The 18516-nt window shown below is 67.1% G+C and carries 21 protein-coding genes; 9 read left to right on the forward strand and 12 right to left on the reverse strand.

What is annotated here, in order from left to right; all coding sequences use genetic code 11:
* Window positions 1–41: 41 nt before the first annotated feature.
* The 6 genes from BMW75_RS28140 to BMW75_RS28165 all read right to left on the reverse strand — a co-directional run bounded on the left by BMW75_RS28140 (window position 42) and on the right by BMW75_RS28165 (window position 5680).
* On the reverse strand, window positions 42–908 hold the full coding sequence (locus BMW75_RS28140) for a fumarylacetoacetate hydrolase family protein (protein ID WP_092582802.1): 867 nt from the start codon (window positions 906–908) through the stop codon (window positions 42–44).
* A 31-nt stretch (window positions 909–939) separates the two neighbouring features.
* On the reverse strand, window positions 940–1686 hold the full coding sequence (locus BMW75_RS28145; RefSeq protein WP_076516661.1) for an SDR family oxidoreductase: 747 nt from the start codon (window positions 1684–1686) through the stop codon (window positions 940–942).
* A 12-nt stretch (window positions 1687–1698) separates the two neighbouring features.
* Entirely contained in the window at window positions 1699–3108 is a 1410-nt protein-coding gene (locus tag BMW75_RS28150; RefSeq protein WP_076516663.1) for a TRAP transporter large permease, read from the reverse strand.
* Between the two features lie 52 nt (window positions 3109–3160).
* Window positions 3161–3787, reverse strand: a complete 627-nt coding sequence (locus BMW75_RS28155) for a TRAP transporter small permease (protein ID WP_092582803.1) — start codon at window positions 3785–3787, stop codon at window positions 3161–3163.
* 63 nt (window positions 3788–3850) lie between these two features.
* Window positions 3851–4825, reverse strand: coding sequence for a sialic acid TRAP transporter substrate-binding protein SiaP (locus BMW75_RS28160; protein WP_076516665.1), 975 nt, complete (start codon window positions 4823–4825; stop codon window positions 3851–3853).
* Window positions 4826–4966: 141 nt separating this feature from the next.
* Entirely contained in the window at window positions 4967–5680 is a 714-nt protein-coding gene (locus BMW75_RS28165; RefSeq protein ID WP_076516667.1) for a FadR/GntR family transcriptional regulator, read from the reverse strand.
* Window positions 5681–5863: 183 nt separating this feature from the next.
* Between BMW75_RS28165 and BMW75_RS28170 the strand changes: the two genes are divergently transcribed.
* Genes BMW75_RS28170 through pyrF form a run of 3 tightly spaced genes read left to right on the forward strand, consistent with a single transcriptional unit; the run spans window position 5864 to window position 8457 of the window.
* Entirely contained in the window at window positions 5864–6262 is a 399-nt protein-coding gene (locus tag BMW75_RS28170) for a diacylglycerol kinase (protein ID WP_076516669.1), read from the forward strand.
* A gap of 48 nt (window positions 6263–6310) precedes the next feature.
* A complete protein-coding gene (locus tag BMW75_RS28175) occupies window positions 6311–7630 on the forward strand; it encodes an NAD(P)/FAD-dependent oxidoreductase (protein ID WP_076516671.1) in 1320 nt (439 codons plus the stop codon).
* A gap of 8 nt (window positions 7631–7638) precedes the next feature.
* Window positions 7639–8457: an orotidine-5'-phosphate decarboxylase gene (gene pyrF / locus BMW75_RS28180; RefSeq protein ID WP_076516673.1), complete on the forward strand. Its 819-nt coding sequence runs from the start codon at window positions 7639–7641 to the stop codon at window positions 8455–8457.
* 83 nt (window positions 8458–8540) lie between these two features.
* On the opposite strand, the gene BMW75_RS28185 is transcribed toward pyrF, so the two are convergent.
* From BMW75_RS28185 to ribBA, 6 genes are all read right to left on the reverse strand, one after another.
* Entirely contained in the window at window positions 8541–9107 is a 567-nt protein-coding gene (locus BMW75_RS28185) for a CinA family protein (RefSeq protein WP_092582804.1), read from the reverse strand.
* Window positions 9104–9610, reverse strand: coding sequence for a phosphatidylglycerophosphatase A family protein (locus BMW75_RS28190; protein ID WP_092582819.1), 507 nt, complete (start codon window positions 9608–9610; stop codon window positions 9104–9106). Before BMW75_RS28190 ends, BMW75_RS28185 begins: the two co-directional genes overlap by 4 nt.
* A 66-nt stretch (window positions 9611–9676) precedes the next feature.
* Window positions 9677–10642 (reverse strand): thiamine-phosphate kinase, encoded by a 966-nt coding sequence (gene thiL, locus BMW75_RS28195; protein ID WP_092582805.1) that lies wholly within the window; start codon window positions 10640–10642, stop codon window positions 9677–9679.
* A 131-nt stretch (window positions 10643–10773) separates the two neighbouring features.
* Window positions 10774–11283 carry a transcription antitermination factor NusB gene (gene nusB, locus BMW75_RS28200; RefSeq protein ID WP_076516681.1) on the reverse strand — a complete coding sequence of 170 codons (510 nt, stop codon included), beginning with the start codon at window positions 11281–11283 and terminating at the stop codon, window positions 10774–10776.
* A complete protein-coding gene (gene ribH / locus BMW75_RS28205; RefSeq protein WP_076516683.1) occupies window positions 11252–11782 on the reverse strand; it encodes a 6,7-dimethyl-8-ribityllumazine synthase in 531 nt (176 codons plus the stop codon). Before ribH ends, nusB begins: the two co-directional genes overlap by 32 nt.
* Window positions 11783–11792: 10 nt before the next feature.
* Complete coding sequence (gene ribBA / locus BMW75_RS28210; RefSeq protein ID WP_092582806.1) at window positions 11793–12968, reverse strand: bifunctional 3,4-dihydroxy-2-butanone-4-phosphate synthase/GTP cyclohydrolase II; 1176 nt, start codon at window positions 12966–12968, stop codon at window positions 11793–11795.
* 148 nt (window positions 12969–13116) lie between these two features.
* Here ribBA and BMW75_RS28215 point away from each other — a divergent pair, with 148 nt between their 5' ends.
* The 6 genes from BMW75_RS28215 (at window position 13117) to phnE (BMW75_RS28240) (ending at window position 18388) form a co-directional block, all read left to right on the forward strand.
* Window positions 13117–13935, forward strand: a complete 819-nt coding sequence (locus tag BMW75_RS28215) for an HAD-IIB family hydrolase (RefSeq protein WP_092582807.1) — start codon at window positions 13117–13119, stop codon at window positions 13933–13935.
* 12 nt (window positions 13936–13947) lie between these two features.
* Entirely contained in the window at window positions 13948–14760 is an 813-nt protein-coding gene (locus tag BMW75_RS28220; protein ID WP_076516689.1) for an IclR family transcriptional regulator, read from the forward strand.
* A 147-nt stretch (window positions 14761–14907) separates the two neighbouring features.
* Window positions 14908–15906, forward strand: coding sequence for a phosphate/phosphite/phosphonate ABC transporter substrate-binding protein (gene phnD / locus BMW75_RS28225; protein WP_092582808.1), 999 nt, complete (start codon window positions 14908–14910; stop codon window positions 15904–15906).
* Window positions 15907–15912: 6 nt separating this feature from the next.
* Window positions 15913–16683: a phosphonate ABC transporter ATP-binding protein gene (gene phnC, locus BMW75_RS28230; RefSeq protein WP_076516693.1), complete on the forward strand. Its 771-nt coding sequence runs from the start codon at window positions 15913–15915 to the stop codon at window positions 16681–16683.
* Window positions 16680–17567 (forward strand): phosphonate ABC transporter, permease protein PhnE, encoded by an 888-nt coding sequence (gene phnE / locus BMW75_RS28235; protein WP_076516695.1) that lies wholly within the window; start codon window positions 16680–16682, stop codon window positions 17565–17567. Before phnC ends, phnE (BMW75_RS28235) begins: the two co-directional genes overlap by 4 nt.
* Window positions 17564–18388 (forward strand): phosphonate ABC transporter, permease protein PhnE, encoded by an 825-nt coding sequence (phnE, locus tag BMW75_RS28240; RefSeq protein WP_076516697.1) that lies wholly within the window; start codon window positions 17564–17566, stop codon window positions 18386–18388. Before phnE (BMW75_RS28235) ends, phnE (BMW75_RS28240) begins: the two co-directional genes overlap by 4 nt.
* The last annotated feature ends 128 nt before the right edge of the window (window positions 18389–18516 follow it).

Raw genomic sequence — 18516 nt, forward strand, 5'->3', positions numbered from 1 at the left:
GGAAAGCAAGGGGCGGGGGCAATCCGCCGATCAGCCGTCGATCAACCGTCGATCAGGGCGGGATCCCAGGCATGCACGCGCTGGCGCTGTTCGCCCAGGCCGGCGATGCCCAGCTTCATTTCGTCGCCCGCCTTCAGGTAGACGGGCGCGGGTTTCTGGCCCATGCCCACGCCGGGCGGTGTGCCGGTGCTGATGAGGTCGCCGGGATACAGCGTCATGAAGCGGCTGACGTACGACACCAGTTGCGCAACGCCGAACACCATGGTGCGGGTGCTGCCGTTCTGGTAGCGCTTGCCGTTCACCTCCAGCCACATCTCCAGGTCCTGCGGATCGGCGATCTCGTCGGCCGTGACCAGCCAGGGGCCCACGGGGCCGAACGTGTCGCAGCCCTTGCCCTTGTCCCAGGTGCCGCCGCGCTCGATCTGGTATTCGCGCTCTGATACGTCGTTCACCACGCAGTAGCCGGCCACGTGCTTCATGGCGTCCGCCTCGCTGACGTAGCGGGCTTTTTCGCCGATCACCACGCCCAGCTCGACTTCCCAGTCGGTCTTGACGGAATCCTGCGGCAGCACGACCGGATCGTTGCATCCGACCACGGCCGAGGTCGTCTTCATGAAGACGACGGGTTCGGCCGGCACCGGCAGGCCGGACTCGGCGGCATGATCCGCGTAGTTCAGGCCGATGCAGATGAATTTGCCCATGCCGCTCCAGGGCGGCGCCACGCGGCCCGGTTGCGCCACCTGCGGCAGCGACGCCGGATCCAGCGCGCGCAGCTTGGCCAGCGTGGTCGGCACCAGCGTCTGCGCGGTGATGTCGGGGATGACGGAAGACAGGTCGCGGACCTGGCCCTGGGCATCGATCAGGGCAGGCTTTTCAACGCCCTTGGCGCCATAGCGCATCAATTTCATAGCGGTTCCTTGTTGCTGGAAAAGGAGGAATTCAATTGGACCAGCCGCCGTCGATCACTTGCGCGGTGCCGGTGGTGAAGGCGGATTCGTCGCTGGCAAGATACACCGCCAGCGCGGCGATCTCTTCGGCGCGGCCGATGCGGCCCATCGGCTGGCGCGCGGTGAACGCCGCTTCCACCGCGGCGACGGGTTGCCCGCTGGCCTGCGCCTGGGCGTCGATGCGCTGGCGCAGGGACGGAGATTCAACGGTGCCGGGGCAGATCGCGTTGCAGCGGATGCCCTGCGCCACGTAGTCGGCGGCGACCGACTTGGTCAGGCCGATAACGGCGGCCTTGGTGGCGCCGTAGGCGCAGCGGTTGGGCGCGCCCTTGATGCTGCCGGCCACCGAGGCCATGTTGACGATGGAGCCCGCGCCCCGCGCCAGCATGGCCGGCAGGCAGGCGCGGATGAGCAGGTACATGGACCGCACGTTCAGGTTGAACGAGAAGTCCCACGCGTCTTCGTCGCAGTCCAGGATGGTGCCGGCATGCACGAAGCCCGCGCCATTGAACAGCACGTCGACCGCGCCCGCATCCTGCGCCAGGGCCCGCACGGCGTGGGCGTCGGTCACGTCCAGCACCCGCGTGCGGCAGCCGGACAGCGTTTCCAGCGCGGCCCCGTTCAGGTCCACGGCCAGCACGTCGGCGCCTTCGCGCGCATAGGCCAGCGCCACGGCGCGCCCGATGCCCTGCCCGGCGGCGGTGACGAGGGCGGTCTTGCCTTGCAGTCTTCCTGACATGTGACGGGTTCCTTATTTGCCGGCCATGCCCATCGCCGTGGGCAGCCACAGGGTGATTTGCGGGATGTAGGTAATGGCGATCAGCGCCAGGAAAAGCGGCACCAGCCATGGCAGGATGGCCATCGTGGTGCGTTCGACGGACAGCTTGGAGACGCGCGCCAGCACGAACAGCACCATCCCCATCGGCGGATGCAGCAGGCCGATCATCAGGTTCAGCGTCATGATGAGGCCGAAGTGGATCGGGTCGATGCCCAGTTTCAGCACGATCGGCAGCAGGATGGGCACGAGGATGGTGATGGCGGCGATGGTGTCGATGAAGCAGCCGACGATCAGGATCAGCACGTTGGCCATCAGCAGGAACACCCACTTGTTCTGCGTCACGCTCAGGATGGCGTCCGTCAACGCCTGCGCCGCCTGCGTCGTGGTCAGCAGCCATGCGAACACCGACGCCGCCGTCACGATGAACAGGACGGACGCGGTGGTCTCGATGGTGTCGAACGACGCCTTGGCCAACGTGCGCAAGGTCATGGACCGATACCGGACCAGCCCCAGGAACAGCGCCCAGATCACGGCGGCGACCGCCGCTTCCGTGGGCGTGAACCAGCCCAGCGTCATGCCGCCGATCAGGATCACCGGCGCCATCAGCGCCATGACGGCGGAGAAATTGAACTTCCAGTCCAGGATCAGCAGGACCGCGAAGGCGATTGCGGCGGCAATGTTGGGCGACACGCCCTGCAGCGTCATCAGCCAGATCGACAGCGGAAACGCCAGCACGATCAGCACTTCCAGCGCCGCTCCGCCCAGCCGCTTCCAGTTGAAGGCGACGTCGCCGCCCCAGTTGTTGCGGCGCGCGTAATAGGCCACGGTGAACATCATCATGAGGGTCAGCACCAGGCCGGGAATCAGGCCCGCCAGGAACAGGGAGCCGATCGACACGTTGGCCATCATGCCGTAGATGACGAAGGGCAACGAGGGCGGAATGATGGGGCCCAGCGTGGCCGACGCGGCGGTGACGCCGACCGCGAATTCGGTCTGGTAGCCGTGGTCCTTCATGGCCTTGATCTCGATGGTGCCCAGGCCCGCGGCGTCGGCGATGGCGGTGCCCGACATGCCGGCAAACACGACCGAACCGACGATATTCACCTGCCCCAGCCCGCCGCGCATCCACCCCACCAGCGCCACCGCGAAGTTGTAGATGCGGCCGGTGATGCCGGCGATGTTCATCAGGTTGCCCGCCAGAATGAAGAACGGCACTGCCAGCAGCGGGAAGGACTCGACGCCCGCGATCATGCGCTGCGCGACGACGACGTCCGGCACGCTGCCGGAGATCAGGATGTACAGCAGGGACGCGCCCGCCATGGACACCGCCACCGGCAGTCCCATGATCATCAACAGCAGAAAGCTTCCTATCAGTGTGCCCATGTATCGCTCCCGGAAAGACACTGCGGATTCGTGGTGGACGCCGGCTCGCGGTTCAGTCCAGCGACTCGTAGGCCGCGGGGTTTTCCAGGATCGAATAGCCCTGGCGCCAGTTCTGCAGGGATACCTGCAGCGACCGCAGGAACATCATGGCAAAGCCCGCCAGCGCCACCCAGTACACGTAGGCCTTGTTCCAGAACAGCGTGGTCATGGGCTCGTCGCCCACCAGCACGATGTAGCGATACGTCAGCCATACGGCATAGCCGAAAAAAGCCGTGCGCAGGATGTCGATCAGCGTCGACAGCACGCGTCCCACGGGTTTTGGCAGGTAGCGGTACAGGAAGTCCACCTGGATGTGCCGGCACGCGCGCACGCACATGGCCGAGCCCAGGAACACCACACCGATCAGGCAATACACCGCCAGCTCTTCGGTCCAGGCGTATGAATCGTTCAACACGTAGCGGGAGAAGAACTGCAGGAAGACCAGCAGCGCCATGGCCCAGAAGATGGCCAGGCAGATCCAGTCTTCGGGCTGGTAGCCGGCCAGGCTGACCTCGTGATGGTCGGCCTCTTCGAAGCTGTGGACGATTTCATCCACGGAGGCGACGTGATGCGGGCCGGGCGGCCGGTCCGGCGTGTGGCTGACGGCCGCCATCGGCGCGGCCTTCGCGTTGGAATACATGGCGTTCCCCTCGTCCGGGATCGGGTACGGAAAGGCGGGCCGGGACACCGGCCCGCCCGCGCGCTACTTCACCGCCTGGATCTTTTCCCAGTCCGACTTTTCGTAGCCGTACTGCTTGAACGGCACCTTCTCCAGCACGGTGTCGCGAAACTCCTGGACGTTGACCTCGGCCACCGTCAGGCCGCGTTTCTTGAACACGTCGACCATCTTCTTTTCGTTGGCGGCCACTTCCGCCGACGCCTTTTCCGCGGCCTGCTGCGCGACCTCGGTGAAGATCTTCTTGTCCTCGTCCGACAGGCTCTTCCAGAGCTTGCCGGAGATCACCGTGTTCAGGTGATCGACGATGTGGCCCGTGAGGATGATGTTCTTCTGCACCTCGTAGAACTTCTTGGCCTCGATGGTGGTAAGCGGGTTTTCCTGCGCTTCCACCGTGCCGTTCTGCAGGGCCAGGTAGACCTCGGCGAAGGCGATGGGCGCCGTGTTGGCGCCACAGGCACGCGGCATGGCCAGGTAGGCGGCCACGTCCGGGACGCGGATCTTCAGGCCCTTCATTTCGCTGCACTTGGTGAACGGGCGATTGGACGTCGTCTGGCGCGTGCCGTAGTACGTGGTCGCGACGATGTGGTTGCCGCTCTTTTCGTCGTAGCCGCGGGTCAGCTCCTTGTAGATGTCGCTCTTGGTGTAGGCGATCAGGTGCTCGGGACTGCGGAAGGTGTAGGGGTAGTAGGTGACGCCGATGCGCGGGAAGGTCTTGGCGGCGAAGCTGGACCCGGAAATTATCATGTCCACCGTGCCCAGGGTCAGCCCCTGGTTAATGTCGTTTTCCTTGCCCAGCTGCGAGGCGGGATAGACATCGATGTGATAGCGGCCGTTGGTGCGCTTTTCGATTTCCTGGGCCGCCCACACCGACGACGTGTGGAAGGGTTCGGACGTCTCGTACACGTGTGCCCATTTCAGCGTGGTCTGGGCCAGCGCGGTGCCGCTCACGGCAAGCGCGACGGCGGCAAACAGCACTTTGATAGCGTTGCCTGACTTCATGTTGTCTCCTCTCTTTGAGGTGGCGGGCTCGGCGGCCTGCGTCATGTTTTACATATGGAGTTCACCTTCACTTACTGGAGCTGCACCTACGTACTGCGACTGCGATCCACCGCCCGCGCCCAAGGCGCCGGCGGCATGTTGCTATTCAGCGCGCAACGCATCGGCCGCGCCGGGCCAACTGGCCATCAGGCGGTCGTACGAGCAGGAGAGATGTTGATGCATGGCGGCGCGCGCGCCCTGTTCATCGCCGGCCGCGATCGCGTCGATGACGCGCCGGTGCTCGGTGATGGCGACGGCCCAGCTATCGGAATTTTCGAAGTAATCGCCCAGCTTCACGGAGAGCGGGTTATGGCGTTCGTCGAACAGCTCGCCCACGACGCGCACCAGCACGGCGTTGCTGGCCATTTCGGCCACGCGCAGGTGGAACAGCCTGTCGCCGCGGATGGGCACGCTGCCCGACCGGGCCTCGTCTTCCATGGCGTCGACCGCGTCGCGCAGGCCTTCCACCAGCGCGGGCACCGGATTCAGCGCGGCCTGGGCGGCCAGTTCGCCTTCGATGGTGCGGCGCGCGCGGATGGTCTCGAGCGGGCTTTCGGCGGTCAGGCTGGCGCGCGGCGCGCCGGCCAGGCTGTGCACATACACGCCGGAACCCATGCGGACTTCGACCCAGCCTTCGACTTCCAGCGCGATCAGCGCCTCGCGCACCGAGGGACGCGAGACGCCCAGCTTCAGCGCGAGGTCGCGCTCGGGCGGCAGACGCGCGCCGACGGGGAACTCGCCCGCCTCGATCAGCAGGCGGAGCTGATCGGCGATCTGGCGATACAGGCGGCGAGGTTCAATGGTCTGAATCGGCATGCAAGACAAGTCGTTGACAGGACGATGACAGGAGGGAAAGGTAAAGTGGCCTTACCAATTGACCAGAATCCTGCGCCTGCTGCCGTTGGGTCACAATTAGGGTTTGCCCATAGGCGCGCGCCGTGCCACGCGGGCAACCCTTATCTGTTAAAAAGCCGCCACACCCGGCCTTCTTCCGATTCCATGACCCACGACCCGCAACACTCGCCCTTCAAAAGCACCGGCGGCGCGCGCCGCATCCTGAATGCGCTGCGCTATTCATGGCAAGGCCTGAAGGCGGCCGTCCAATACGAGGCGGCCTTTCGCCAGGAACTCGCGCTGGCCGTGCTGATGATCCCGGCGGCCTTTTTCCTGGGCCGCACCACGGTCGAGGTGTTTTTCCTGGTGGGCGTGGTGGTCATGGTGCTGGCGGCGGAACTGCTCAATTCCGCCATCGAGGCGCTGGCCGATGCGCTGTCCGTCGAACGCCATCCCCTGCTGGGACGGGCCAAGGACCTGGGCAGCGCGGCGGTGATGCTGCTGTTGATATTCGCGGGAACGGTCTGGGTGGGAGTGGCCATCAGCCGTTTCGTCATGCATTGACACGGTTCGCACCATGATGAGGGTGCGAGCCTATTTATACTGGGACCCATGATGCCTCAATCGACGTCAGCCCCCTCCAAGCGCGTCGTCATCGTCGGCGGCGGCGCGGGCGGCCTTGAACTGGCCGCCAAACTCGGCCGTATCCACGGCCGTCAGCACATCACCCTGGTCGACAGCCGGCCCTTCCATATCTGGAAGCCCTCACTGCATGAAGCGGCCGCGGGCACGCTGGACATCCACCAGGAAGGCCTTTCCTACCTGATGCTGGCCCACATGGACGGCTTCTCGTTCGCCCAAGGCCGCCTGGAAGGCGTCGACCGCGAACGCCGGCTCATCACGCTGGACGCCGTCAACGATGCCCAGGGCCAGGAAGTGCTGCCGCGCCGCGAGCTGCCCTACGACACGCTGGTGCTGGCGCTGGGCAGCACGTCCAACTTCTTCAACACGCCCGGCGCGGCCGAACACGCGGTCACGCTGGACACCACGGAAAATGCCGAGCAGTTCCGCCTGACCATGCTCAAGGCCATGGCGCTGGTGGACCAGGCCAAGGTGCGCAATCCGTCAGCGCGGCTGGATCTGGTGATCGTGGGCGGCGGCGCCACGGGCGTCGAACTGGCCGTCGAACTGACCGAAGCCAGCCACGTCGTCAGCGCCTACGGCCTGCCGAACTTCCGCGCCGACCGGGACCTGGCCATCACGCTGGTCGAGGGCGCGCCGCGCATCCTGTCGGCGCTGCCCGAGAAGATTTCGGTCGCGGCGACCAAGCGGCTGACCGAGCTGGGCATCCGCGTGGAAACCTCCTGCCGCGTGTCCGAGGTGACGGACAACTCCGTGCGCACCGCCGACGGGCGCGAATTCCCGGCCCAGTTGTGCATGTGGGCCGCCGGGATCAAGGGCCCCGCCCTGCTGGCCGACCTGGGCCTGCCGCTGAACAAGCTGGGGCAGCTCGAGGTCAACGAGCGGCTCGAAACGCCCGATCCGCACATCCTGGCGCTGGGCGACTGCTGCGCGGCGCCCTGGCGCGACGGGCGCACGGTGCCCGCCCGCGCCCAGGCCGCGCACCAGCAGGCCGACTATCTGACCAAGAAGCTCACCGCCCGGCTGCGCAACCACGCCGAGCCCACCGCGCCCTATGTCTATCAGGATCACGGGTCGCTGGTGTCGCTGGGGCAGGATGCGGGGGTGGGCAGCCTGATGGGCAAGCTCGCCGGACGGGGACTGTTCGTAAGCGGTACACTGGCGCGCTTGATGTACATGAGCCTGCACCTGATGCATCACAGGTCGGTGCTGGGCGCCTCGCGTACCGTCTCCCTTGCCCTGGCTCGCCTGCTCATGCGGCGCACGCGCCCGCGGGTCAAACTGCACTGAACTCCCCCATGAATTTCCTGCAAAAACTCGAACACGCCTGGACCACCAGCAACTCGCTCCTGCAAGTCGGGCTGGATCCCGACCCGCAGCGCTTCCCGCGCGAACTGCAGGACAAGCCCGACGCCATCTTCCAGTTCTGCCGCGACATCGTCGACGCCACCGCGCCGTATGCATGCAGCTTCAAGCCGCAGATCGCGTACTTCGCCGCGCACCGCGCCGAAGACCAGCTCGAAGCGCTGTGCCAGCACATCCGCGACAACCATCCCGACCTGCCCATCGTGCTGGACGCCAAGCGCGGCGACATCGGCTCCACCGCTGAAAACTACGCGCGCGAAGCCTACGAGCGCTACCAGGCGCACGCCCTGACCGTCAGCCCCTACATGGGCCTGGACTCGGTGGAGCCCTACCTGGCGTGGCGGGACCGGGGCGTGATCGTCCTGTGCCGCACCTCCAACCCGGGCGGCTCGGACCTGCAATTCCTGAAAATGGATAACGGCGAGCCGCTGTACCTGCACGTCGCGGGACTGGTGGCCGACAAATGGAACGCCAACGGCCAATGCGGCCTGGTGGTGGGCGCGACCTTCCCGAACGAACTGGCCTCCGTGCGCCAGCGCATCGGCGACGCCGTGCCGCTGCTGGTGCCGGGCATCGGCGCCCAGGGCGGCGATATCACCGCCACGGTGAACGCGGGCGCCAACGCGGCGCGCAGCGGCATGATGATCAACTCCTCGCGCGCCATCATCTACGCCAGCGGCGGCGACGACTGGCGCGAGGCCGCCGCCGTGGCCGCCAAGGGCCTGCGCGACGCGATCAACGCGGTACGCTGATCGGACGTCGCGGGGCGGCCCCCTCGGGGGGCAGCAAGCGAACGCAGTGAGCGCCGCGTGGGGGCCTTACCTCCGCAGTCGGTCTAGCGCCGGTTGATCGGGGCCCCGACGAACTCCAGCACCGCGCGCAGCGCGAATTCCACCGAGGCCCGGCGCACCTGCGCCCGGTCGCCGGAAAACACATGCGTTACCGCGCGGCTGCTGATGCCGTCGCCGACCCGCATGGCAAAACCGAAGCACACCATGCCCACGGGCTTGCCCGGCGTCGCGCCGCCCGGGCCGGCGATGCCGGTGGTCGACACGGCCACGTGCGCATTCGGCACCGCCAGCAGCACGCCATTCGCCATTTCAAGCGCCACGGGCTCACTGACCGCGCCGAAGTGCTGCAGGGTTTCGGGCGAAACTTCCAGCTCGGTCACCTTGGCGTCGTTGCTGTAGGTGACGAAGCCGCGCTCGAACCAGTCGCTGGAGCCCGCCACCGCGGTGATGGCGCCCGCCAACAGGCCCCCCGTGCACGACTCCGCCGTGCCCAGCATCCACCCCTGCCGTCGCAGCACGTCGCCCAGCCGCTCGGACAGGCCGAGGATGGTTGCTTCCGACAACTGCGCGGCCGCCATGCTGGTCCGCGCGCCTTCCTGCTGATCGTTCATCCCAAGACTCCTGTGCGGGCCACCAGCGCCATCACCAGCAAGGCATAGCCGGCCGCCACGATATCGTCCCACATGACACCAAAGCCGCCCTTGATGTGGGCGTCGAAGAACTTGATGGGCGGCGGCTTGACGATGTCGAACGTGCGGAACAGCACGAACGCCAGCGTCTGCGCCATCCAGCCGGCCGGCGTCAGCCACAGCACCAGCCAGAACGCCACCATCTCGTCCCACACCATTCCGACATGATCCGACTGCTGGAGTTCTCGGCCCACGCGATGGCACGCCCAGCAACCGTACAGGAACGCCACGGCCAGGAACACGCCGATGGCCAGGTCCGACGCCGCGGGCGCGGCCGCCACCCAGATCGCCCACGCAAGCAGCGTGCCCCAGGTGCCCGAGGCGGGCCGGATCAGCCCGCTGCCGAATCCGAAGGCGATCAGGCGCCCCGGATCCCGGCATATCCAGGACAACGCGGGGTACGCGGCGCGGCTGCGATCGCGCATGGAGGGGGAATGCTTGTCGGTGGAAGTCATGGGGTGCTGGTTCGGCAAAAGCCAGGAGGCCGCGGGTCAGGCCGCGGGAAAGTGATCGAAGCCCGCGGGCAGGTCCGCCAGCGGGCGGCCTTGAGGATCCAGGACCGACAGACCTGCCTGCGGCAGGATCTGACCCACGCGGGTCACGCGCGCGCCCGCCGCGCTGGCCGCCGCCATCACGGCGTCGCGCCGTGACGCCGGCGCGGTGAAACAGAGCTGGTAGACGTCGCCCCCGCCCAGCACGGCGCGGCGCAGCGACGCCGCGTCCAGGCGCGCCAGTGCGGGCGCCACGGGCAGGTCCGCGAACCGCAGGCAGGCGCCCACACGGCTGGCGGCCAGGATATGGCCCAGGTCCTGCAGCAGGCCGTCGGACAGGTCGATCGCCGCATGGGCGACGCCGCGCAGCGCCAGGCCCAGCGCCACTTGCGGTTGCGGCCATTCCAGCGCGCCGCGCGTCGCGGCCAGCAGCGCGGGATCGGCGGGATACTGTCCGTCCAGCAGCCGGTAGGCCACGTCGGCCGCGCCCAGTTCGCCGGACACCCACACGTCATCGCCGGCTTGCGCGCCGTCGCGGCGCAGCGCCTGTCCGGGCGGCACCCCGCCGAACACCGTCACGCTGATCGCCAGGTCATGCGCGCTGCGCGTGGTGTCGCCGCCAATGAGCGGGCAGCCGTGCGCGGCGGCCAGCGCATGAAAGCCTTCCGCAAAGGCCGCCAGCCAGGGCTCGTCCAGGCGCGGCAAGGCCAGCCCCAGCACGCAGCCGATGGGACGCGCGCCCATGGCCGCCAGGTCGGACAGGTTGACCGCCAGGGACTTGTGCCCCAGGGCTTTGGGATCGACGTCGGGAAAGAAATGCCGGCCTTCCAGCAGCAGATCCGTGCTGGTGGCCACCTGCTCGCCGGGCGGAACAGGAAACAGGGCGCAGTCATCGCCCACGCCCAACAGGCCGGCCGGCGCCGAGCGGGTGAAGTAGCGCGCAATCAGATCGAATTCGGACGCCACCGCGCCTCCACTATCGGCTATCAATGGGTCGGCGTCGCATCGACCGGGGCGCTCCGCGCGCCCCGCAGCGGCGCCCCCTTGAGGGGGGCCCGCCCAGGGGGAAGCGCGCAGCGCTTCGGGGGTGGGTCTAGCTATCGCCGTTGCTGCGCGGCGGCCTGGACTTCGTGCGCGCGCACGTCGGCAGCCAGCTTGTCGAGCACGCCGTTGACGAACTTGAAGCCGTCGGTGCCGCCGAACGACTTGGCCAGTTCGACGGCCTCGTTGATGGCGACCTTGTACGGCACTTCGACGTGATGGATCAGTTCGAAGCTGCCGATCAGCAGGATGCCGTGCTCAACGGGCGACAACTCGGCCAGCGGGCGGTCGACGTAGGGCGTGAAACGCTCGCGCAGCGTGGGCGCTTCGCGCAGCACGCCATGCAGCAAGGTCTTGAACCACTGCGCGTCGGCCTCGGAAAAATCCTCGGTGTCGCGCAGGTGGGCGTCGATCTCGCCGGCGTCCTGCGTGCCTTCGCCGCCGCGCAGCAGCCACGCGTACACGCCCTGCAGCGCGAATTCGCGTGCACGGCGCCGCGCGCTGCGCGCGTTGGCGCGGGCCTGCGCCGCGCTATCAGCGCTGCTCGTCGTCTTCTTCGTCGTCAAAATCTTCGTCCTCGTCGTCTTCGTCTTCGTCTTCTTCCTCGGGTTCCAGCGCCGCCACCAGGTTGGCCATTTCAACGGCCACCTGGGCGCAGTCGCGGCCCTTGCCCGCGGCACGGGCCTGCGCCTGCTCGTCGGTGTCGACGGTCAGCACGCCGTTCGCGACGGGGATACCGGTTTCGAGGGAGATACGGGTGATTGCCGTGGCCATTTCATTGCTGACCACTTCAAAGTGATAGGTTTCGCCGCGGATGACCGCGCCCAGCGCGATCAGGGCGTCGAACTCGAACGTTTCGGCCATGTGCGACAGGGCCACGCCCAGTTCCAGCGCGCCGGGCACGGTGGCGACCATCACGTCGCGCTCGTCCACGCCGAGTTCGGCCAGTTCCTTCAGGCACGCTTCGAGTTCGGCCTGGCCGATTTCTTCGTTGAAGCGGGCGCGTACGATGCCGATGTGCAGCCCTTCGCCGTTCAGGTCGGGGGTGAGGATGTAAGGGTTCATGTGTCGGCCTTCAGTGTGTTGCGGGAGTGTTCTGCGGGTCGCAATCGTAACCCGTAATGGTGAGCGAAAAGCCCGCCATGCTGGGCATCTTGCGCGGCCGGGCCAGGAGCCGCATCTGGCCCACGTTCAGGTCGCGCAGAATCTGGGCGCCGATCCCGTAGGTGCGCAGGCCGAATCGATCGGCGTTGGCGGCATTGGACTGGGCCTTCGGGTCGTTCCAGCCTGCAATCTGGCCAAACAGGTGTTCGGTGGACGACTGGCAGTTCATCAGCACCAGCACGCCGGCCGGGGCGTTGGCGATGGCCTTGAGCGCCTGGGCCACGCCCCAGCTGTGCGGGCTTGCGCCGGTGTCCAGCACGTCCAGCACGGACGCGGGTTCGTGCACCCGGACCAGCGTCTCGGCGTCGGGAGTCACATTACCATGCACCAGCGCCAAATGGGCGGAGCCCGTGGCGGCGTCTTCATAGGCGACGGCCTCGAAGGTGCCCCAGGCCGTCTGCATGGTGCGTTTGCCCACGCGCTTGACGATGGATTCGTGCTCGCTGCGGTACTGGATCAGGTCGGCGATGGTGCCGATCTTCAGGCCGTGCTGGCGGGCGAATTCCACCAGGTCCGGCAGGCGGGCCATGGTGCCATCGGGCTTGAGGATTTCGCAGATGACCGCGGCGGGCGTCAGGCCGGCCATGGCGGTCAGGTCGCAGCCGGCCTCGGTGTGGCCGGCGCGCACCAGCACGCCGCCGGGCACGGCGCGCACCGGGAAGATGTGGCCGGGCTGGACCAGGTCGGACGGCTTGGCGTCGCGCGCCACGGCCACCTGGATGGTGCGGGCGCGGTCGGCGGCCGAAATGCCGGTCTCGACGCCTTCGGCGGCCTCGATGGACTGCGTGAAATTGGTGCCGTAGCGCGTGCCGTTGCGGGCGGCCATCATGGGCAGCTCAAGCTGGCGGCAGCGTTCTTCGGTCAGGGTCAGGCACACCAGGCCTCGGCCATGGGTGACCATGAAGTTGATGGCCTCGGGGGTGACGAATTCGGCGGCCATGACGAGGTCGCCCTCGTTTTCACGGTCTTCTTCGTCAACCAGGATGACGATGCGGCCGGCGCGAAGCTCGGCGATGATCTCGGCAACCGAAGCGATACCGAAGGATTCCGGCTCGGAGCCGGGCAGGGGGGACAACTGGACGGACATGGCGTGACACGTAAACCAGGCGGGAAAGTCCGGATTTTACCGCCCCCGCGCGCGGAATCCCTATCGAAGGCTGGCCGGCCCGTCCGGGCGGGGGCATCCGGTTAAACTTTCGCCCGGAGATCCCCCAGAAAAACGAAGGAAAAACCTCATGCAAGCCCTAGCGGCCATGCCTTTGAACATCGCGGCAGCCGTCCGCGTCGTCCTGACCGACATCGACGATACGCTGACCACCGAAGGCCGCCTGCCGGCCGACGCCTACGCCGCGCTGGAACGCCTGGAACAGGCCGGCATCCAGGTCGTGCCGATCACCGGCCGCCCGGCGGGCTGGTGCGATCACATCGCCCGCATGTGGCCCGTGCGCGCGGTGGTCGGCGAGAACGGCGCGTTCTACTACGCCTACGACCGCAAGGCGCGCCGCATGACCACCCATTACTGGACCGACACGGCCTCGCGCCAGGCAAGCCGCAAGCGGCTGGACGCGATCCGCGACCGCGTCCTGGCCGAGGTGCCCGGCAGCGCCGTCGCCAGCGACCAGGACTACCGCGTGGCCGACCTGGCCATCGACTTCTGCGAGGACGTGCCCGCCCTGCCCGACGCGGCGATCAGCCGCATCGTCCAGATCTTCCAGGACGCCGGCGCGCAGGCCAAGGTCAGCTCGATCCACGTCAACGGCTGGTTCGGCGACTACGACAAGCTGACCATGACCCGCACGATGTTCCAGCGCGAATTCGGCATGGACGTGGCCGGCGCCCTGGACAGCACGCTTTTCATCGGCGACTCGCCCAACGACGAGCCGATGTTTGCCTACTTCCCGATCTCGGTCGGCGTGGCCAACATCCAGGCGCAGTTGCACCGCCTGACGCACCGCCCCGCTTTCGTGGCCGCGTTCCATGGCGGCGGGGGCTTCGTCGAAATGGCCGACCGGCTGCTCGCCGCGCGCCAGCCGTCCCAAGTCCAGCCGGCCTGAGGTCAGCACACCGTGGCAACTTCCAAGACCGCGGCGCCCGCCAACGACGGCCGCCGCAGCATCCAGTCCATCGAGGTGGGCGCGCCCCTGCTGGCGGCGCTGGTCGATGCGGGCAAGCCGCTGACCCTGCGCGACCTGGCGGCCGGCGCGGGCATGACGTCCGCCAAGGCGCACCCCTACCTGGTCAGTTTCATCCGCGTGGGGCTGGTGCAGCAGGACGCCACCACCGGCCAATACGAGCTGGGGCCCTTCGCCCTGCAGATGGGCCTGGTCAGTCTGCAGCGCCTGGACCCGGTGCGCGTGGCCATGCCCGAGATCGCAAAGCTGCAGTCCGAGATCGGCCACACCCTGGGCATCGCGGTGCTGGGCTCGCACGGCCCCACCATGATCCACATGACCGAAGCCAGCTACCCGGTCCACGTGAACATGCGCAAGGGCACGGTGATGTCCATGCTGCACACCGCGACGGGACTGGTTTTCGCGGCCTGGCTGCCGCCCAAGGTCAGCGAACACTACATCGCGCGCGAGGAAGGCGACACCGCCGTGATCGCCAGCATGCCGCCCCCGCGCAAGGCCTCGCGCGCCAACATCGAGGCCCAGTTGGCCGACATCCGCGTGCACGGCATGGCGCGCGCGCTGGGCAACCCGCTGCCCGGCGTGGACGCGCTGTCGGTGCCGGTCTTCGACAACACCGGCAGCATCGTCCTGGCGCTGACCAGCCTGGGACCGACGGGCCTGTTCGACGTGTCGTGGGACGGCGCGATCGCGCGTCCCCTGCTGGCCTGCGCACAGGAAATCTCCCGCAAACTCGGCTTTCGGGGCTGAACGCACTTCGCGCAAAAACGAAAACAAAGCGAACAAAACGAACAAAAGACGAAAAGAAAGGCAGGGACTTTCCCGAGTGTGCCGTCCCCGGTTGTGTGCTTGAATGACAAAAATATTTCAAGTCATACCTAAACGAGGAGACACACGATGCAAGCCTTGCGTCTTTTGCAGGCGGCCACGCTGGCCGCATTCGCTTTTGGAGCGTCCGCCGCCCATGCCGCCGACACCTGCTCCAACCGCGGCGACCTGGACCAGATGTACTGCGACGCGAACAAGGACCTGGTGGCCGACACGCCCACCGATGCGTCCAAGCTCAAGACGCCTTCCACGCTGGTGTTCACCTACACGCCGGTGGAAGATCCGGCCGTGTACGAAGACATCTTCAAGCCCTTCACCAAGCACCTGTCCGAATGCACGGGCAAGCGCGTGGTGTTCTACCAGGTGCAGAGCAACGCGGCTGAAATCGAAGCCATGCGCTCGGGCCGCCTGCACGTGGGCGGCTTTTCGACGGGCCCCACGGCCTTTGCCGTGAACATCGCGGGCGCCGTGCCGTTCGCCGTCAAGGGCTACGCCGACGGCTTCCAGGGCTACAACCTGATCGTGATCGTCAAGAAGGACAGCCCCTACCAGAAGCTGACCGACCTGAAGGGCAAGAAGCTCGCGCACACCGCGCCGTCTTCGAACTCCGGCCACATGGCGCCCGTGGCGCTCTTCCCCAAGGAAGGCCTGACGCCCGACAAGGACTACAAGATCATCTTCTCGGGCAAGCACGACCAGTCCGTCATGGGCGTGAACTCCGGCGACTACGACGCCGCGGCCGTGGCCTCCGACGTGTTCAAGCGCATGGTCGAGCGCGGCCAGGTCAAGGAAGCCGATTTCCGCATCATCTACACCAGCGAGAAGTTCCCGACCTCGTCGTTCGCCTATGCGCATGACCTGGAGCCGAAGTTCCGCGACCAGATGCTCAAGTGCTTCTACGAGTACCGCTTCCCCGCGGAAATGTCCAAGGCCTTCGACGGCGCCGACCGCTTCTATCCGGTGACCTACCAGAAGGACTGGGCCATCGTCCGCCAGGTGGCTGAATCCGGTGGCGAAAGCTTCAACCGCGCCGCCTACGACCGCGAATCCGCAAAGAGCAAGAAGTAATCCAGCATGACGACGTCGCTACGCATTTCCGGCCTGGTCAAGGAATACCGGGCCGGCCGGCCGGTCCTGAACGGCATCGACCTGCAGATCGCCGGTCAGGGGCTCACCGCCATCATCGGGCCTTCGGGCACCGGCAAGAGCACGCTCCTGCGCTGCATCAATCGGCTGATCGAGCCCACCAAGGGCGAGATCGTGCTGCAATCCGACGATGGCGCCGTGGACCTGGCGCGCGTGCGCGGCGCGTCGCTGCGCCGTGCCCGCCGCCGGATCGGCATGGTGTTCCAGGAATACAACCTGGTCGAACGCCTGACCGTCATGGAAAACCTGCTGACCGGCAGGCTGGGCTACACCTCCGCCATGAAGGCCTGGATGCGGCGCTTCGAGCCCGAGGACATCGAGCATGCCTACAAGCTGCTGGACACCGTCGGCCTGGCCGGGTTTGCCGACCAGCGCGCCGATGCGCTGTCGGGCGGCCAGCGCCAGCGCGTGGGCATTGCCCGTGCGCTGATGCAGCGCCCGCAGTTGCTGCTGGCCGACGAGCCCACGTCCTCGCTCGACCCCAAGACCTCCGTCGAGATCATGGAACTGCTGTCCGCGCAGGGCAGCGCCACGGGCATCCCCGTCATCGTCAACATCCACGACGTCGAACTGGCGCGCCGATACGCCACGCGCATCGTCGGCATGTCGGGCGGCCACGTGGTCTATGACGGCGACGGCCAGGGCCTGGACGCGTCCATGCTCAAGACCATCTACGGAGGCGAGTCTTGGCTGGAATGACGCAACCCCGGGGCGGCCTGCGCCCCTTCGCCATGTCGGGGCGCGCCAAGATGGGCGTGCTGCTGCTGGTGATCTACACCCTCTACGCCGGCGCGCAGCTCGACTTCAGCTGGACGCGCTTCGAATCCGGCATGGGCCACGCGTCGACGTTCCTGGCGCGCATGTTCCCGCCCAATTTCGAAAAGCCCGACACCTTGTGGAAGGGCATCGCGGAAAGCCTGGAGATCGCCGTCCTCGCGTCGATGCTGGGCATCTTCCTGGCCCTGCCCGTCGGGCTGCTGGGCGCGCGCAACATGATGCCCGCGTGGATCTCCTGGCCCGCGCGATCGCTGGTCGCGCTGTGCCGCGCCCTGCACCCGGTCATCGTCGCCATCCTGTTCGTCAAGGCTGTCGGCTTCGGCGCGCTGGCCGGCATCCTGGCGCTGACCGTCGCTTCCATCGGCTTCATCGGCAAGCTCTTCACCGAGGCCATCGAGGAAATTTCGCTCAAGCAGGTCGAAGCCGTCCGCGCGACCGGCGCGTCGTTCGCCAACGTGATCGTGTTCGGCGTGCTGCCGCAGGTGTTCGCCCGCTTCATCGGCTTTGCCACCTACCAGTTCGACTCCAACCTGCGCAACTCCACCATGGTGGGGATCGTGGGCGCGGGCGGCGTGGGCGGTACCCTGTTCTCGGCCTTCCAGCGTTTCGACTACGACTTCGTCAGCGCCATCCTGCTTACCCTGATCGCCATCATCATGCTGGGCGAAATCCTGGCCGGCTTCGTGCGGGCGGTGTTCCTGGACAACCTGGGCTTTGACCGCATCCTGCAGAGCCGCTTCGCCGGCGCGCGCGGCATGGGCAGCAGCAAGCCGACGGCGGCGCGCAAGGCGGAGGTGGACGAATGAACGCCCACGTTTCTCCCCTGAACCCCGCCGGCCAGCCGCGCGTCTGGCAGCGCTACAGCATGGGCCAGCGCCTGCTGCGCTTTGCGCTGTACCTGCTGGTGGTGGCGGCCATCGTGCAGGCGATCCGCGGCGTGGAGATCATCCCGGAGTTCCTGTACGACGCGCCCGAGCAGATGGCCGACCTCTTCCGGCGCATGTGGCCGATCGACTGGGCTTACTACCCGGACGGCGTCCACAACGCCCTGGTCGAAACGCTGCACATCGCCACGCTGGGCACGATCCTCTCGGTGTTCATGGCCGTGCCGGTGGGCCTGCTGGCGGCCAACAACCTCACGCCCAGCAAGACCATCAACATGCTGGCCCGGCTGATCCTGGTGTCCAGCCGCTCGGTCAACTCGCTGGTCTGGGCGCTGCTGTTCATCGCCATCTTCGGCCCCGGCGCGCTGGCCGGCACACTGGCCATCGCGTTCCGCTCCATCGGCTTTGTCGGCAAACTGGTCGGCGAAGCCATCGAGGAAGCGCAGCGCGGCCCCATCGAAGCCGTCACGGCCACCGGCGCCAGCAAGGCCTCGGTGATCTGGTATGCCTACTGGCCGCAGATCCGCCCGGCGTTCTGGTCCATCGTGCTGCTGCGCTGGGACATCAACGTGCGCGAATCGGCGGTGCTGGGGCTGGTCGGCGCGGGCGGCATCGGCATGGCGCTGGACACCGCCTTGAACCTGTTCCAGTGGGATCGCGTCGCCCTCGTGCTGGCTGCCATCTTCGTGGTGGTGGTGCTGGCCGAGATCATCATCACGCAGGCCCGCAAACGCATCCTGTAGCGCGCACCGGTTGCCTTACGCTGCTCGGTTTCCCCTGACAGCGCTCCTTCGCCGCCCCCTGGGGCGGCGTTTTTATTGGGGCCTTCCGGCTGGCGGCCGCCGCGGGGGCCGTCTTGTTATTGCGCCGC

This window comes from Achromobacter sp. NFACC18-2, from assembly GCF_900108985.1.
Classification (GTDB): domain Bacteria; phylum Pseudomonadota; class Gammaproteobacteria; order Burkholderiales; family Burkholderiaceae_B; genus Achromobacter.

Bases quoted from the DNA above. Each gene is read 5' to 3' on its own strand.
- BMW75_RS28140 (WP_092582802.1), bottom strand. From the start codon at position 908: ATGAAATTGATGCGCTATGGCGCCAAGGGCGTTGAAAAGCCTGCCCTG.
- BMW75_RS28145 (WP_076516661.1), bottom strand. From the start codon at position 1,686: ATGTCAGGAAGACTGCAAGGCAAGACCGCCCTCGTCACCGCCGCCGGG.
- BMW75_RS28150 (WP_076516663.1), bottom strand. From the start codon at position 3,108: ATGGGCACACTGATAGGAAGCTTTCTGCTGTTGATGATCATGGGACTG.
- BMW75_RS28155 (WP_092582803.1), bottom strand. From the start codon at position 3,787: ATGTATTCCAACGCGAAGGCCGCGCCGATGGCGGCCGTCAGCCACACG.
- BMW75_RS28160 (WP_076516665.1), bottom strand. From the start codon at position 4,825: ATGAAGTCAGGCAACGCTATCAAAGTGCTGTTTGCCGCCGTCGCGCTT.
- BMW75_RS28165 (WP_076516667.1), bottom strand. From the start codon at position 5,680: ATGCCGATTCAGACCATTGAACCTCGCCGCCTGTATCGCCAGATCGCC.
- BMW75_RS28170 (WP_076516669.1), top strand. From the start codon at position 5,864: ATGACCCACGACCCGCAACACTCGCCCTTCAAAAGCACCGGCGGCGCG.
- BMW75_RS28175 (WP_076516671.1), top strand. From the start codon at position 6,311: ATGATGCCTCAATCGACGTCAGCCCCCTCCAAGCGCGTCGTCATCGTC.
- pyrF (WP_076516673.1), top strand. From the start codon at position 7,639: ATGAATTTCCTGCAAAAACTCGAACACGCCTGGACCACCAGCAACTCG.
- BMW75_RS28185 (WP_092582804.1), bottom strand. From the start codon at position 9,107: ATGAACGATCAGCAGGAAGGCGCGCGGACCAGCATGGCGGCCGCGCAG.
- BMW75_RS28190 (WP_092582819.1), bottom strand. From the start codon at position 9,610: ATGCGCGATCGCAGCCGCGCCGCGTACCCCGCGTTGTCCTGGATATGC.
- ribH (WP_076516683.1), bottom strand. From the start codon at position 11,782: ATGAACCCTTACATCCTCACCCCCGACCTGAACGGCGAAGGGCTGCAC.
- ribBA (WP_092582806.1), bottom strand. From the start codon at position 12,968: ATGTCCGTCCAGTTGTCCCCCCTGCCCGGCTCCGAGCCGGAATCCTTC.
- BMW75_RS28215 (WP_092582807.1), top strand. From the start codon at position 13,117: ATGCAAGCCCTAGCGGCCATGCCTTTGAACATCGCGGCAGCCGTCCGC.
- phnD (WP_092582808.1), top strand. From the start codon at position 14,908: ATGCAAGCCTTGCGTCTTTTGCAGGCGGCCACGCTGGCCGCATTCGCT.
- phnC (WP_076516693.1), top strand. From the start codon at position 15,913: ATGACGACGTCGCTACGCATTTCCGGCCTGGTCAAGGAATACCGGGCC.
- phnE (WP_076516695.1), top strand. From the start codon at position 16,680: ATGACGCAACCCCGGGGCGGCCTGCGCCCCTTCGCCATGTCGGGGCGC.
- phnE (WP_076516697.1), top strand. From the start codon at position 17,564: ATGAACGCCCACGTTTCTCCCCTGAACCCCGCCGGCCAGCCGCGCGTC.